The following is a 14,803-nucleotide window of genomic DNA, read 5'->3' as shown; positions in this document are numbered from 1 at the left end:
AACGATTATCATTAATGTTAATAAATGGCTCTCGTTGCTATATAAAAACATATTGACGTAGTTTAATGGGATTCTCACCGTTTTGAAAGGCGAAAGGATACCAAAGCAACAATCAATGTGAAAACAGCCATTGAAAAATATACATATTGCATTTATGTAGTACGTGAATGTATGGTGAAACAATTAGGTTTTATAGAAAGGTATGGTTTGCATAATGTTTCCTGTAACTTATTCTACACTTTGTGAAAATGAATTAAAAAAGTACATTTCTGTGATGTACGAAGTAACTCCGTTGAAAGTGAACTTTTTTTTAAGGGGTATGAATGATACTTATGTCGTACATACAGCAGATTCTAAGTATGTATTTCGAGTGTACAGAAATGATTGGAGGACTACCAAAGAAGAGATTGCCTTTGAATTAGATCTAGTAATTCATTTAAAAAGTGAAGGAATACCTGTTTCTTACCCAATTACTAGAAAGGATGGAGAATTCATTAATAGACTAAACGCTCCAGAAGGAAATCGTTTCGGAGTATTGTTTAGCTTTGCAGAGGGTGAGGAAAAACCTATTGACAATGAAAAAATAAGTTCCTTATTTGGACAATCCGTAGCAGAACTGCATATGAAATCTGAAAAATTTACTACAACAGAGAAACGCTTCGAACTAAATTTAACCTATCTTATTGATAACCCATTGAAAATAATAAAGAATTCCATGTTACACCGAATAGAGGATTATACTTTTATTGAGGAAATTTCTAGTAAATTAAAAGCTAGTGTCCAGGAGCTTGAAGGTAATGGGCTTGATTGGGGTATTTGTCACGGTGATTTACATGGGAACACAAACATTAGCTTTAAAGAAGATTTTTCTTATACACACTACGATTTTGACCTTTGTGGATATGGATGGAGATCATACGATATAGCAGAATTTAGACTTGCACGTCAGATTCACACAAAAGGTGACAATAAATTGTTAAATAATTTGTGGGATGCTTTTATTCAAGGATACACTTCTGTAAGACCGCTAAGCCAGCATGATTTAGATGCAATCCCGGTGTTTGTTGGAATTAGGCAACTATGGTTAATGGGCTTATGCCTACATGATCTTCATATTGTGGGAAGTATTGATACAGGTGATGGTTACATTAATAAAAAGTTGGAGTATTTCAGGGGTTTCTCTATTTAATAGTTTTAATTTTTTAATTAGCATTACATATTTTGCTGGGTCTTTGTAATATATTCGTAAATCATGATGTAGTTGTTTTTCAACACTATCAACTAAAAAACACATAGAACCTTCCACGATCTAGTGCGTTTCAGCGATTGAAATGCGCTAGATGTGTTTTTAATGAAAAAACATTTATGTTTGAGTGTTGTGAATAGATTCTAGCTATTTATCTCTTTATTACAGCAAATTAAATATCTCTAGTTATTTTAAGAATAATCAGAAAAATGCAGGCTGGATTACATTTTATTTCTTTAAATACAGGTATGCTATATAAAGAATTACTTATTATTGCAGCTGTAGTTTTAATAATGATTATGTAAAAAATTTTAGGAGGGATTTGATATGAAGTTGCCTTTACAAAAAGCTTTAATTGCAGGAAGCATTGGCGGTATCGCCGGAGGGATTGCATTCGGAATCGTAATGCAACTAATGGGGAAATTGCCAATGATTGCATCAATGGTAGGTAGTGACAGTCTAGCTGTAGGCTGGGTCATTCATTTGCTTATTAGTGTAATTTTTGGTGTATCGTTTGGGGGGTTAGCTATAATTGTAAAAAAAATTTGGCTACTTACTGTGCTCTTTACAATTGGTATATGGATTTTAGGTCCATTAGTCATTATGCCATTAATGATGGGAATGGGGACAAATATAGTAAATGCATTTACTCCTGATCAACTTATGAACCTAATGACACATCTATTCTTCTCAGTAGTGGTAGCAATTGTTTATAAATTTACTGTCTCAGAATCGAAGGAAAAGACAGTATCAGCGTAAACATTATATAAAACTTAAACATTCACTTTTCTAACTATTCTAGAGGGGTGAATGTTATTATACTGAATTTATTTAATATAGAAAAGATAGGTCATTTGGCGGAAAGAAATTAAGGGTAGGGAGGATATGTTGAGAGATGAGATCTATATTTATAGTTCATGGTGGTACTATTATATATGAACATAAAATTTAACTTATGTTATAATTCCAATGAATACTCCAAACATAGCGACTAAATGGAGTGATACATTGTTGAGTTATTTTAAAGTATCCAAAAGTGCTATACAGGGGACGAATGCCTAAGTCAGTGATCTAAGTAGAACACCTACTAATGGAAGGTGGAGATGTCCGTCTTACAGTGGTTGATACAAATAAACAAAATCAATCGTGGTCCGGATATTTAGATGAAATATGCTAAATTGAAGTTGGAACTAGAAGTAATCGCTGAATAGAGTTTGGCGGTGAATTGGTCAAGTCGCTTAGAAAGCCTGAAGCTACATCAGTAGTAAAAACAAAACGGAACCCTGCCTCCATAGGTTAAATAATTTAATCTTGGAGGTAGAGCACTTGAGTAGAAAATCAGAAAATACAGCGTTTCAGTGTGAAAATTGTAGAGAACAAGTTACACCATTAACTAATGGTAGTTTTAGAAATCATTGTCCTAACTGTTTGTATTCAACAACCAGGTGATAGGGCAAGTGATTGCTTTGGACTAATGGTACCGATTGGGCTTGATTATTCTAACAAGAAAGGCTATCAAATTGTTCATGAATGTACAAAATGTCTTAAGGTTGGTAAGAATAAAGTTGCCACAGATACACTGCAAGAAGATCAAATAATTAATTATATGAAACTAATAGTTTAATAACATCCTACCTGCTATGTTTGGAGTGTAAATTTTAGTTTGTCATAATACCTTTTCTTCGTTGTTAAGGCTACTTTCACGCAAGTTGTTGCTTTTCATACTAAGATAGAATCATGGTTACATCTTTTACATCTAGTTTTGGTGGTATCTTTTCTACTTTGAATCCTCTTAAGGTTGGGTAAAGCCATATCTACCTCTTCGTATAAAAAGTAATGGCATCTTCACAAAATGACGTGAGGATTAAATCATGTTTTTTGAACCAAAAAACAACATGACAGTGAATCACAAAAAATAGGCCACTAGAATGGCAGCCTATTCTTAAGAACATTAATCATTGTTGGATGAAGGATTCGAGTATATTGACTTCTCTTCACCTCTATTACTGAAGTTTAAAATTACCAGATGTTATATCTACAATTATTTCATGATCTCCAGACCCAATGGTTCCGATAATTCGGTCATTAGATTTTTCTTCATAGTTAATGCCATCTAATTCAACTTTACCATTACCTGAAGTAGCTTTAAAACTTATATATATTGATGATGGGGCTTTTTCGTATTCAATTTTTACATTACCACTTAAAGCATTAGCCGAAATATCACCAGAAGATTCCTCATTGTGTAAAGTAATATTTCCAGATGAACTATGTGCAGTTACATTACCTACTACATTTGTTAAATACATATTACCAGATGCTACTTCAAAGGATGAAGTAATTGCTTGCTGATGATCTACTGTTATATTCCCCGATGCTGTTGATGTGTAAACTTTATCGGCTTGCATGTCTTTCATTTTAATATTTCCTGATGCTGCTGACACGTTCAATTGATTTGTGTTTAATTGTTCAGCATCAATATTTCCTGACGCTGTATTTATTGTTACTGATTCATATACCTTTGTAGGCAAGTAAACTGAAACAGTAGTATCCACGATAGATAAGCCAATATTAAAAAATGTGTTAGGATCTTGAAATTCTACCTTTAACAAATCACCTTGTTCTTCTACATTAAGTTTAAATTTATCCTTCAGTTTTTCACTAACTCTACCATTCACCTCAATGATAAAGCGATCATCGTCAGAAGGCTGAACCTCAATATTAGTTGATGGGAAGTCAATGTCTATTTTCTTGATCTCTTCATTCTTAACTTCTTTTTTTTCAAGTAAATCTACAGTATTAAAGGATAAGCCACCTGTGGCATTTATTGAAACAACTGAACCGATTATTCCAATAAATAATACAACAAATAATCCTACCAACAGCTTTTTCATGCTGTTTCCCTCCTTATATAATATGAGTATTAAATGTACACACAACTTACGTGATTACAATACACCTGATGGAATAGCAATAACTTCTAATTTATTTCTATAAGCAAATATTTATTTTGTTCGTCACTGTTCCTTCTGGTTTAAAAGTTATGAAATCTCTTTTTACGATTGAATGAATTTCTCATAACTTTATTATAAAATCTCTATGTTTTCTATACCTATACTTAATTATTTTTATCATCAATCACCATTAACAATGTTAGTTAAGGTGTTTGTAAGACTACGCATTTTATCCCTATCTAAGTATTCGTTATTACTTAAAATAATTATGACAAGTTCAGTATTAAGCTCACGATAAAAATTTGCTGTAAATCCTGGTAAGTCTCCAGCGTGCTCAACTGTTTTTTCTTGTGTAAACCAACCATAGCCATAGTCATATTCAGACCCATATTCGAAGTTATAAGGGACGTTAGTATGAGGAACATACATCTTAGCTATAGTCTCTTTTTTTAGTAACTTTGCAGAATATAATGCTCTATCCCATGTTACTAAATCATTCATAGTTGTATACAAACCGCTGGAGGAATGGGTCAAGAAATAATCGTATTGAATAGGATAAAAATCATTTTCAGAATTGATTTTTTCATACCCTTGAGCTTTATTTTCTAGCATATCCCAGTTTAGACTGTAACCTGAATTTAACATCGCTAAAGGTTCAAAAATGTTCTTTTCTAAAAATTTATCATATGATTCTCCAGAGGTACGTTCTATGATCAATCCTAAAATTAAATAATTCGAATTGCTATATTCAAATTTTTCACCAGGATTAAAGTTAAGAGGAATGTTTTTGTAAATAGAAATAGCTTCTTCTTCGGTTATCAAATCAGGAATATTTGACCCGAAATTTGTTTCTAAACTCTCAGCAAAAACCGGATGATCTGTACTTACTATTCCAGATGACATCGATAATAAGTGATGAATCGTAACCCCTTCCCATTGAGAAAGGCCAGGTAAATAATCTGTAATTTGATGTTCTAGTTCAAGTAATCCTCTTTCTTCTAGTAATAATATTGCTGCGGCAGTAAATTGTTTAGTCAAAGAGCCTATGATGAATTTCGTATCTAATGTATTTGCGATATTTTGATCAAAGTCAGCCTTACCAAACGTATTAGCGTATATTTCTTCACCTTCCATACCTACATATACAGCTCCTGAAAAATTATAGTATTTTTCAAAGTGAACCATCGCATTATCCAATTTCGTATATACATCTAAGTCGTTTGAATCTTGACTTACTTCTTGTACTTGAGCTGATGCAATATTTTCTTCTGATGAATTCTCAATAAGGTTTTTATTTTCTGTTTTTTCACTTTCTTTTATGGTAGGATTTTCAGCAGAGCACGCACTTATAACAAGTAAAAGACTAATGAACACAATAAACGAGCTTTTTTTCATATGAATCTCCCCTTGTGCTTTTTGTCCACGTGAATTGATTACTTTTCTATCTACGAAATTATCATTATTATTACGGATTTGTATCCTAAAGGTTTCAAATTATTTCTAGGGACATATTGTGGAATAAAGTATTGGAAGGATTAGGAAAGTTCGGTGATGTTTAATGTAACCGTGTATAGAGTAATAAAAGGGTAATCAAGTAAGAGGTCATCAATAATTAACTACAACTCATTACTACACCTCCATTTTAAATACTTAGTAATAATTGTATTATTGTTATAGTGTTCTATATTGATAATACACTAAGCTGATTTTATTGTCAATTTATTACTTTGTTTACTTTTTTAATGCATTGTTGATAACAACGGCTGTGAGTAGAGGTAGGCAAGATGATACATCTAATCATACTTAATCTGTAATAAATCGTGCATTGCGTCATTTTTTTCTTAGGAAGATTGTGGAGCAACGAAAAAGCAATAATATGCTAAAATCAGGATAATCGTGAAGAAATGAACGTAAGCCAAAGAAGCAGGTTCTCAAATACTCTAATATTTTAATTTTAAAAAGTCCGTATGATTAAGGCGTCCTAATTCGTTATATAGAGGAGGTGATTATGATGACAAATTTACAAACTATAGGTGAAGAGACTAAGGACGTATGGGGTATGTATTGGAAGGTTGTTCAGCCCTATCGCAATCAATTATGGAAATATTGTTTAAAGTTAACAGGAACTCCTTGGGATGCAGAGGATTTGCTTCAAGATACACTATTGAAGTCATTTGCATCACTTTCTGCCTTGTCTCATCGACAGCAGAATTTAAAAACAAAATCATATCTTTTTCGTGTTGCTACAAACCATTGGCTTGATCAATGTAGGAGAAATCGACGATTATCAAATGAAGACATTGATGAGAACCATTTAAGTGAAGAATTCATTGATTCTTTGGAAGTAAATGAAGCAATTTTATCGTTGATACATAATCTAACGCCGAGGCAGGCTGTTGTGTTTATATTAATAGAATCTTTTCGTTTCACAGCAAATGAAGTAGCTGAATTATTATCTAGTTCTGAAGGAGCAATTAATGGACTACTCAATCGTGCAAGAAAAAAATTGTATGACATAAGAGAGAGTAACGATACCGGTGGAATTATTAAGGAAGAATCCAATATTAATATTCATTCAGATGCTGTCAAAGAATTTATAGAGGCATATAATCGTAAAGATTTCAAGGGAATTGCCAACATGCTAATTGATCATTCTACATTTAGTTTTGTAGAGATGAACAGCAAGGAATATGGAAAAGAAACTATCCTTAAATATTCACTTAATCCAAATAAAGGAACTAAACTCCAAAGTATTTTAGCAACTAGCACTTACTTGTTTGGCAAACAAACGATAATATTTACTAAGCAAACTACTCAAGGAACAATGTTATTTGATGTGAATACGGTTGAATGGGAAAACGGCAAAGTGGCAAGATGGAGCTGTTATTATTTTTGTAGAGAATTCATGCAGTATATTGCAGAACATTTAGAGTTGCCTCTTGCTCCCATCGAGATGTAGTTGTACACGAAAGCAGCTTTAATTTAAAGGATAACGGAGGGATTGTAATGATTGATATGGACATCTTCGGTTAATAGGAGATACTGAAAAAATATCTTCTATAAGTGGTGTACATTTGAATTTGTATAAATAGAGCACTTTACGGAGGTATTTCATGAAAACGAAATTAATTATGCTAGAAGGTATCCCTGGATCAGGGAAAACGACAACATCCGAGTACATTAGCAAGCTTTTAAATACAAAAGAAATTAACAATGATTTGTATATAGAAGGACATTTAGATCACCCAGCTGATTATGAAGGAATAGCATGTGTGACGGAAAAACAATATAGAAATATTACTAGTAAATATAAAGAACATGCAACTTTAATAGAATCAATTGTTAATAGAGGAGTAAATAATTTATATTTAATTCCTTATTTGAAATATAAGAAATTGATTCCTAATGCACTTTTAAAAGTCGTAGAACAATATGATGTGTATAATCTTCCAAATGAACTATATTGTCAGCTATTGCTTTGCCGTTGGAAAAGTTTTGCAGATAATGCGAAGAAAGAAAGTATGATTTCTATTTTTGATTGTGCATTTTTACAAAACCCTATTAATACATTGCTTGCACGTGACGACTTACCAATATCAGAAATAAAGAGATTCATTGTTGAACTTGCCGATACAATTATGGAACTTAACCCAGTTATTATTTATTATTACCAAGATAATATCGAAGAAAGTGTAAAAAAAATTAAGGCAAAAAGATCTACTGAATGGTTTGAACATGCTGTATGGTATTATACAAAACAACAGTTCGGTCAAAGTAGAAATTTGAACGGATTAGAAGGCGTTATCAATTATTTAGAAGAAAGGAAACAGGTTGAATTAGAAATAATTAATAACTTAACTATAGCTAAATTACTATTAAATAACTCTTCATTTACTTGGGAATCAAGCTATAAACAAATTAGAACATTTATTGAAACAAAGCTTTAAATTTCTGTACAATGAGGACTAACAATAAAAATCCACCTTTTATAGTACTAAATTGACAAAATAGCAACAATGTTTACGAAAAGATCCTTCATTTAAAAGGCAGTAGGTTTGCTACCTTCTGCCTTTTTCTAATAGCTCATGCTAGTCTATTGCTTGACGAATGGTATTTTCGAATTAAAAAATTCAGTGTAATCCGATAAATGATAATCGGATTACACTAATTGATTTTGGAATATGAAAGTTGCAATTCCTAATTCCTTACTGGGCAACAAATCTAATTCTCTGCCACCGATAACTAGATCAATTCCGTGTTTAGTGTGCAAATGACTATAGGATGATGAATTAGGCTTTCGTGGAAATCCATCATCATTTGTAACGATATCTACAAAGTATTTTCCCCAATCATAGTATTGCAGAATTGCTAAAACACTATCTCTACGCTTGTCTTTTATAATATTATTTCATCTTATTTTTCACTAATTTTCATTTTATGACTTAACAACTGAAGAATAGTTAGTTTATGTAAATAATTGATATTCTATATAATGACTCATTAATTGTGAAAACCTTTGGAATTTTAGTTGATTTCAACAACATGAGGAGTTATATGTGACTGTTACTGTTCATTAGAAGAAAGGCGAGTGTCGGAAATAAGTAAAAAAGAAGCACAGACATTAATAATTTTTGTCATTAATTTCTGTACTACTTAGTATTTTCGGACTATCTTAAGATGTATTAACTTGTGTAACAAGCAGTATTGGAGAAGCTAGTTCGTTTTATGTTCCAATTTCCGATAAGAAAACGCAAGTAAGATGGCTGGAATCGTACAGAATAGCATTCCAATAAAAGCGAATGTTGATTCTATTTCGTATAAGTAACCTCCTAAAATTGTAAACGCTGCAGTTCCCCAGCTAAGTGCGAATCCCGAGTAAATACCTTGCGCCATTGGAATCTGTTCATACGGAATATTTTTGTTTAAAAATTTCATAAAAGCATAATGCGCCATTGCAAACGAGAATGCATGCAATATTTGTGAAATACTAAAAATAATAACATTCGGAAAAGCAAATACTATGACCCACCGTATCGATGAACCAAGTGCTGCTAGTGTTAGTAAAGTAGCTACTGAAAATTTGTAAAATCTTTTATCTGCGATAGCAAAGAAAATAATTTCAGCAATTACCGCAATGTTAATAATAAAACCTATTAAATAGTTTGGTGCATGTATTTCTTGTAAAAAAATATAGCCGTAATTGTAATAAGAAGCGTGTGAAGCTTGCAATAATATTACTATGACGAGTACTACAACAAAGTGGCTGTTCCTAAATAACCTTACTATACCTCCTTTTATTGTTTGGGCACTGTGTGATTTTTTTGATAAAACGTTGGGTGTTTGCATAAAGCCGAGGATCATGAAAACAATTACTCCTAATAACATTGCCCATAAAATTACGTTATTCCCCATAAGATCAATAAAGATAGCTACGATTATACCAGCCACTACAAATCCAATAGATCCCCATAGTCTACTTTTCCCGTAATTTTTTAACTCATTATTTTTCATAAGGACGCCAGCTGCACTATCTAATGCGGGCATCAAAGTTGGATAAAAAACATGTAAGAGTAATGATACCACTAGTAAACTAGTGAAAGAACTAGCTGGAATACAAAAGAGGAGAACAATTAATGTGCCGATTGAAGCACCATTTAATATCGTTTTACTACTTAATTTTCCTGATAATAGTGGGAAAACAATTAACGTTGAAATACCTCTTGCAATCAAACTTAAGCTCATTATTAATCCAGTTTGAGAAATTGTCATTCCTTTTATATGGATCATCCACCCTGTCCAGTAAGGGAGGAAAACACCCCATGTCACAAAAAAACTAAAGAACTGTCTGCTCATCCACCGTTGTGTATTCATTTATATCTCTCCTTTGTTTGAATGATATAATGAATATGAATGTAATAATATGAGATATCTCATATTTTGAGGTGGATAATGAGAATTTATAAAGATGAGAAAAGACTACATTATTTAAAAGAGAGCTCTATTGAGGCTTTGTTTTCTTTTCCGATTGACGAATTTATCGAGGTTCATGAATATAAAAGGGATGAATGGATTATCCAAGAAGGCAGCGTGCCGAATTTTTTATTTTATGTCATCGAAGGTAAAGCAAAAATTTATGTAACGCATCAAAACGGAAAAGTCTCTTTATTAAATTTTGTTAGCCCTAAGGAATATATTGGGGAAATGGAATTATTAAATGAGGTTTATTATACAAAAGGAATACAAGCATCTACCAAGACTATTTGTCTTGCACTACCTCTTCATCGCTATCGTAAACAATTACTAGAAGATGTGGTATTTCTACGTGAACTAAGTAAATTATTAAGTTTGAAATCAACAATAATGGCTGCAAAATATTCGCAAAGTTTATCATTCCCACTTGAAAACCGTCTTGCGGAATTTATCTTAAATACCTCTGATAATGGCATATATATGGAGAAACACGTAACTGTTTGTGAATTTTTAGGTGTTTCCTATCGACACTTAATGCATGTACTTGCACAATTTTGCGATAAGGGGCTATTAGTGAAAGAAGGACGTCAATATCGTATAAAACAGCATAACTCACTATATAATCTTGCTGAAATGTTGTGGAATAAGTGATGGTCTCAATTTTTATCTATGATGTGATAAAGGCAATAACTTATTAAATTCTAGTATTTATACTGCTACCAAACAAATAATAGAGTGTAGGTTTTACATATTATTAATGAATATTTTAGTATGAAAAGTAACAATGAGAAAACAATGTTTGACATAAGAATTCTTACTATGAATTTTCGTTAGTATAAAGGTTGTTGATTTACTGTATGTGTAGGATAATATGTGGTAGTTTATTCATTCAATGTAAAGATTTTCATAAGAGGTGAAAGAATGGTTTCATGGAAAAAACCTATCCTTTTATTATCAGGGATAGGAATATCGTATTTAGGGAATTGGATATACTTAATTGCACTTAATATTTCAATATTAGATTTAACAGGATCAGCAGCAGCAGTTGCTGGTTTATATGTTATTCGACCTATCGCGATGTTAATAACTAATACTTGGGCGGGGAGTGTGATTGATAGAATAAACAAAAGAAGGCTTATGATTTTCATTGATATAGTGAGAGGTGCATTAGTATTCTTAATTCCTTTTATTGAATCACTTTGGGCTATTTATTTTATCCTGTTGTTGATAAATATGGTTGGTGCATTTTTTGGTCCAAGCTCAGCTGTATACATAACTAAATTGGTTCCACCTGAAAATCGAAAAAGATTTAACTCGATGATGAGTATGACGAACTCAGGTGCATTTTTGTTAGGTCCAGCAATTGCAGGAGTACTAATCATGTACGTAGGTACAGATTTATGTATTTTCATAAACTCGATTACCTTTATCATTTGTTCGTTATTCATTTATCTTCTTCCTAATGTCGATGAGGACTTATCAAAAATTCGGGAACCGATTCGATTGAAAACGTTAGTGCGTGATTGGAAGGAAGTTAGAGAGTTTGTGATAACAGCGAAGTTTGTTTTTATTGTTTATTTGTTGTTTCAATTTGCAATGTTAATAGGATTTGCTTTGGATTCTCAAGAAGTTACATTTATTAAACAAAATTTAATGTTATCAGATCGAGATTACGGTTTAATTGTAAGTATTACGGGTATTGGTGTATTAGCAGGGTCGTTAATAGCTGCAATTGTAACTAAAAAGGTACCACTAAAATTCTATTTAGGGGGAGGGATACTGTTAACTTCTATAGGGTACCTGTTGTTTTATTCATCCGATAATTTTATAACTGCAACAGCTGCTTTCGTCTTTTTAGGGTTTTTTATGGCGTTTGCAAATGCAGGATACGCAACCTTTTTTCAAAATAGTATTCCAGTTCATATAATGGGGAGATTTGGAAGCATAGCGGAAATGGTACAAGGAATGATTCAAATTGGTTTTACACTCATTTTAGGGGTTCTTGCAGAATGGTTTTCATTACAATTGGTTAGTGTTTTATTTTCAATAGCTGCAATTTTATTTGCTGTCACTCTTTTGATCATCGTATCAATGCCATCCAAATCTACTTATTTCAAAGAAAACATGAATGAAATAGCGGGTTAACTATTCGATCATATGCATGTGACAAGAATCTTAAAGTTGAAATAGTGAAGAGGAAATTGTTGTTATCACCTAATAGGGGATAGTAAATATTCTCATGAGTATCGAGCTAGTAAATTAGTCTATTTGTTATTTCATTACCATTCTTAAGTGGAACGTATAAAAATACTATTTAATAATTTGTCGCGAATATTGATTAATAGTGAACATATTATATAAAGGCTGTTTCACATTAAGTGTAACTTTTCGTACTAAGAGCCTATAAAAATACTGAGGAATTTAGAGGAGGAACGTTTGGTGGATAAGAGATACCCAATTGGACATTTTGAATATAATGGTGAAATTACTGCTGATGTGACTAATGATTGGATAAATGACATTGAAAAGCTACCTCAATTATTACGAGACTCTGTAAGTGGTCTAGATAATCATCAACTTGATACACCTTATCGAACAGGTGGATGGACCGTTAGGCAAGTAGTCCATCATCTTGCTGATAGCCATATGAATGCTTATATACGTTTTAAGTTGGCTCTTACGGAAGATACTCCAGAAATCAGACCATATGAGGAAGGGAAATGGGCGGAGCTTCCTGATTCCAAATTGCCGATTGATATGTCATTATCATTGCTCGAAGCATTACATATACGCTGGACTAAACTACTTAGAAGTCTACAAGCTGCTGATATGGAAAAGACCTTTATCCATCCGGATTCAGGGAAAGTCACTGTCGGTAAGAATATAGGCATCTACGCCTGGCACGGTCGACATCATCTAGCACACATCACTTCGATATCTAGCCGAAAAGGATCATGAATGACTACTTGCGAATGCCTAGCTATTTATATGCTCACATGGTTATAATATGTGCTAATAAATTTATGATGTGGAGAGACAAAGGATACTAAATTACCTAAAATAGAAGCAGTGTTGTTTATATTTCAGTAAAGTCAAAATAAAAAGGAGTAACAAATAATAAGTTATTTGTTACTCCTTTTTTTATCGTTTAATTAATGCCCGGAGGAAGAAGATAATCCTACTTGATTTACGATTGTTTGGCTATCTTCATTTAGACCTGTAATTGTTACTTTTTTGTTTATGTTTTCATATTTTTGCTTTACCTTTGATATGGCAGTAACAGCTGAATGATCCCACACATGTGATGAACTAAAATCAATGACAATTTCATCAGGGTCTGCATGATAATCGAATAACTCTACGAAGTGAGCCATCGTACCAAAAAACATTTGTCCTTTTATATGGTATGTTTTTATACCGTCTTTAACGACTTCGTTTGATTTGATTTTTGCCATCTTCCAACCAAAGAATAAGGCACTTAATAATACGCCTGAAAATACACCCATTGCAAGGTCATGAGTCGTTACAACGATCGAGACAGTTGCTATTAAGACAACAGCATCAGGACGAGGGATTTTGGCAATCTCACGTAATGATGTCCAATCAAATGTACCGATAGAAACCATGATCATAACACCTACAAGCGCACCCATTGGAATTTGTGTTACGATGTCGCCTAACACAATAATTAAAAATAGTAAAAAGAGACCTGCAACTAAAGAGGATAAGCGTCCACGACCACCTGAACGAACGTTAATGACTGATTGCCCTATCATAGCACAGCCTGCCATTCCTCCAAAAAAGCCAGTTACAAAGTTTGCAAATCCCTGACCTTTTACTTCTCTATTTTTATCACTTTTTGTTTCTGTCATCTCATCGACAATTGTTGCTGTTAATAATGATTCAATAATACCAACAAATGCTAATGGTAAAGAATAAGGTAAGATAATTAATAATGTTTCAAGTGTTAATGGTATATTTGGTAAATGGAACATAGGTAAAGATCTCGTAATTGCCCCCATGTCACCAACTGTACGAACATCAAGGCTTAAAGTAATTGCCAAAATCGTCATGACGATAATCGCTACAAGTGGGGATGGGATTGCTTTTGTAAATCTCGGTAAAATATAAATAATCGCTAAAGATCCAGCAACCATCGCATACATCATCCAAGTTTCTCCAATGAAGTGGGGTAGCTGAGCCATAAATATTAATATCGCTAATGCATTAACAAAGCCAATGATAACGGCTTGTGGAATAAATGTAATAAACCTGCCTATTTTCAAAATACCTAATATGAACTGTATAATTCCTGTTAATATCGTTGCAGCTAGTAAATATTCTAGGCCATGATCTTTAACTAAATCGACCATCAATAATGCCATTGCTCCTGTTGCAGCTGAAATCATTCCTGGTCGACCACCAAAAATCGAAATTAGCACAGCGATACAGAAAGAGGCATATAAACCAACCATTGGATCAACACCAGCTATAATGGCAAAAGCAATCGCCTCAGGGATTAGGGCTAATGCTACTGTAATTCCAGCTAATATGTCACCTCTTACATTTGAAAACCATTGATTCTTTAAAGTTTCAGTATACAAATAATCACCTCTTTGTTTATATGAAATGG

The 14,803-nt window shown here is 32.7% G+C and carries 11 protein-coding genes and 2 pseudogenes; 8 read left to right on the top strand and 5 right to left on the bottom strand.

Translation table 11 applies throughout. The features are described from left to right. Window positions 1–319: 319 nt before the first annotated feature. From SLH52_RS05900 to SLH52_RS05890, 3 genes and pseudogenes are all read left to right on the top strand, one after another. Window positions 320–1,189: a phosphotransferase gene (locus tag SLH52_RS05900; RefSeq protein WP_320208350.1), complete on the top strand. Its 870-nt coding sequence runs from the start codon at window positions 320–322 to the stop codon at window positions 1,187–1,189. Window positions 1,190–1,573: 384 nt separating this feature from the next. Further along, window positions 1,574–2,005 carry a hypothetical protein gene (locus SLH52_RS05895; protein WP_320208349.1) on the top strand — a complete coding sequence of 144 codons (432 nt, stop codon included), beginning with the start codon at window positions 1,574–1,576 and terminating at the stop codon, window positions 2,003–2,005. Between the two features lie 552 nt (window positions 2,006–2,557). After that, window positions 2,558–2,870 (top strand): annotated as a pseudogene (locus tag SLH52_RS05890) (RNHCP domain-containing protein). 379 nt (window positions 2,871–3,249) lie between these two features. Here SLH52_RS05890 and SLH52_RS05885 read toward each other — a convergent pair. Together SLH52_RS05885 and SLH52_RS05880 are read right to left on the bottom strand one after the other, a co-directional pair. After that, window positions 3,250–4,140, bottom strand: a complete 891-nt coding sequence (locus SLH52_RS05885; RefSeq protein WP_320208348.1) for a DUF4097 family beta strand repeat-containing protein — start codon at window positions 4,138–4,140, stop codon at window positions 3,250–3,252. Window positions 4,141–4,380: 240 nt separating this feature from the next. Then, on the bottom strand, window positions 4,381–5,595 hold the full coding sequence (locus SLH52_RS05880; protein ID WP_320208347.1) for a serine hydrolase domain-containing protein: 1,215 nt from the start codon (window positions 5,593–5,595) through the stop codon (window positions 4,381–4,383). A 616-nt stretch (window positions 5,596–6,211) separates the two neighbouring features. Between SLH52_RS05880 and SLH52_RS05875 the strand changes: the two genes are divergently transcribed. Together SLH52_RS05875 and SLH52_RS05870 are read left to right on the top strand one after the other, a co-directional pair. Beyond that, the gene (locus SLH52_RS05875) at window positions 6,212–7,159 is read left to right on the top strand and encodes an RNA polymerase sigma factor (protein ID WP_320208346.1); all 948 of its coding nucleotides are present in this window, start codon (window positions 6,212–6,214) and stop codon (window positions 7,157–7,159) included. A gap of 154 nt (window positions 7,160–7,313) precedes the next feature. Further along, the gene (locus tag SLH52_RS05870; protein WP_320208345.1) at window positions 7,314–8,147 is read left to right on the top strand and encodes a hypothetical protein; all 834 of its coding nucleotides are present in this window, start codon (window positions 7,314–7,316) and stop codon (window positions 8,145–8,147) included. 146 nt (window positions 8,148–8,293) lie between these two features. Here SLH52_RS05870 and SLH52_RS05865 read toward each other — a convergent pair. Together SLH52_RS05865 and SLH52_RS05860 are read right to left on the bottom strand one after the other, a co-directional pair. Then, window positions 8,294–8,608: pseudogene (locus tag SLH52_RS05865) on the bottom strand (HAD family hydrolase); the annotation flags it as partial. Between the two features lie 305 nt (window positions 8,609–8,913). After that, window positions 8,914–10,071, bottom strand: coding sequence for an MFS transporter (locus SLH52_RS05860; protein WP_320208344.1), 1,158 nt, complete (start codon window positions 10,069–10,071; stop codon window positions 8,914–8,916). A gap of 78 nt (window positions 10,072–10,149) precedes the next feature. Here SLH52_RS05860 and yeiL point away from each other — a divergent pair, with 78 nt between their 5' ends. The 3 genes from yeiL to SLH52_RS05845 all read left to right on the top strand — a co-directional run bounded on the left by yeiL (window position 10,150) and on the right by SLH52_RS05845 (window position 13,128). Next, complete coding sequence (gene yeiL / locus SLH52_RS05855; protein ID WP_320208343.1) at window positions 10,150–10,821, top strand: transcriptional regulator YeiL; 672 nt, start codon at window positions 10,150–10,152, stop codon at window positions 10,819–10,821. Window positions 10,822–11,091: 270 nt separating this feature from the next. Further along, a complete protein-coding gene (locus SLH52_RS05850) occupies window positions 11,092–12,315 on the top strand; it encodes an MFS transporter (protein WP_320208342.1) in 1,224 nt (407 codons plus the stop codon). Window positions 12,316–12,606: 291 nt separating this feature from the next. Then, window positions 12,607–13,128, top strand: a complete 522-nt coding sequence (locus tag SLH52_RS05845; protein WP_320208341.1) for a YfiT family bacillithiol transferase — start codon at window positions 12,607–12,609, stop codon at window positions 13,126–13,128. Window positions 13,129–13,322: 194 nt separating this feature from the next. Here the strand turns inward: SLH52_RS05845 and SLH52_RS05840 are convergent, their stop codons facing one another. Beyond that, a complete protein-coding gene (locus tag SLH52_RS05840; protein WP_320208340.1) occupies window positions 13,323–14,774 on the bottom strand; it encodes a SulP family inorganic anion transporter in 1,452 nt (483 codons plus the stop codon). Window positions 14,775–14,803 lie beyond the last annotated feature (29 nt).

The organism is Cytobacillus sp. IB215665, assembly GCF_033963835.1.
Classification (GTDB): Bacteria; Bacillota; Bacilli; order Bacillales; family SM2101; genus Nanhaiella.
The sequence above is the reverse complement of the archived record's forward strand: the minus strand, read 5'-3'. Positions and strand labels throughout refer to the sequence as shown.

Excerpts from the sequence above, each read along its gene's own strand:
- SLH52_RS05870 (WP_320208345.1), top strand. The coding sequence starts at position 7,314 with ATGAAAACGAAATTAATTATGCTAGAAGGTATCCCTGGATCAGGGAAA.
- SLH52_RS05875 (WP_320208346.1), top strand. The coding sequence starts at position 6,212 with ATGACAAATTTACAAACTATAGGTGAAGAGACTAAGGACGTATGGGGT.
- SLH52_RS05850 (WP_320208342.1), top strand. The coding sequence starts at position 11,092 with ATGGTTTCATGGAAAAAACCTATCCTTTTATTATCAGGGATAGGAATA.
- SLH52_RS05860 (WP_320208344.1), bottom strand. The coding sequence starts at position 10,071 with ATGAATACACAACGGTGGATGAGCAGACAGTTCTTTAGTTTTTTTGTG.
- SLH52_RS05900 (WP_320208350.1), top strand. The coding sequence starts at position 320 with ATGAATGATACTTATGTCGTACATACAGCAGATTCTAAGTATGTATTT.
- SLH52_RS05885 (WP_320208348.1), bottom strand. The coding sequence starts at position 4,140 with ATGAAAAAGCTGTTGGTAGGATTATTTGTTGTATTATTTATTGGAATA.
- SLH52_RS05880 (WP_320208347.1), bottom strand. The coding sequence starts at position 5,595 with ATGAAAAAAAGCTCGTTTATTGTGTTCATTAGTCTTTTACTTGTTATA.
- SLH52_RS05895 (WP_320208349.1), top strand. The coding sequence starts at position 1,574 with ATGAAGTTGCCTTTACAAAAAGCTTTAATTGCAGGAAGCATTGGCGGT.
- yeiL (WP_320208343.1), top strand. The coding sequence starts at position 10,150 with ATGAGAATTTATAAAGATGAGAAAAGACTACATTATTTAAAAGAGAGC.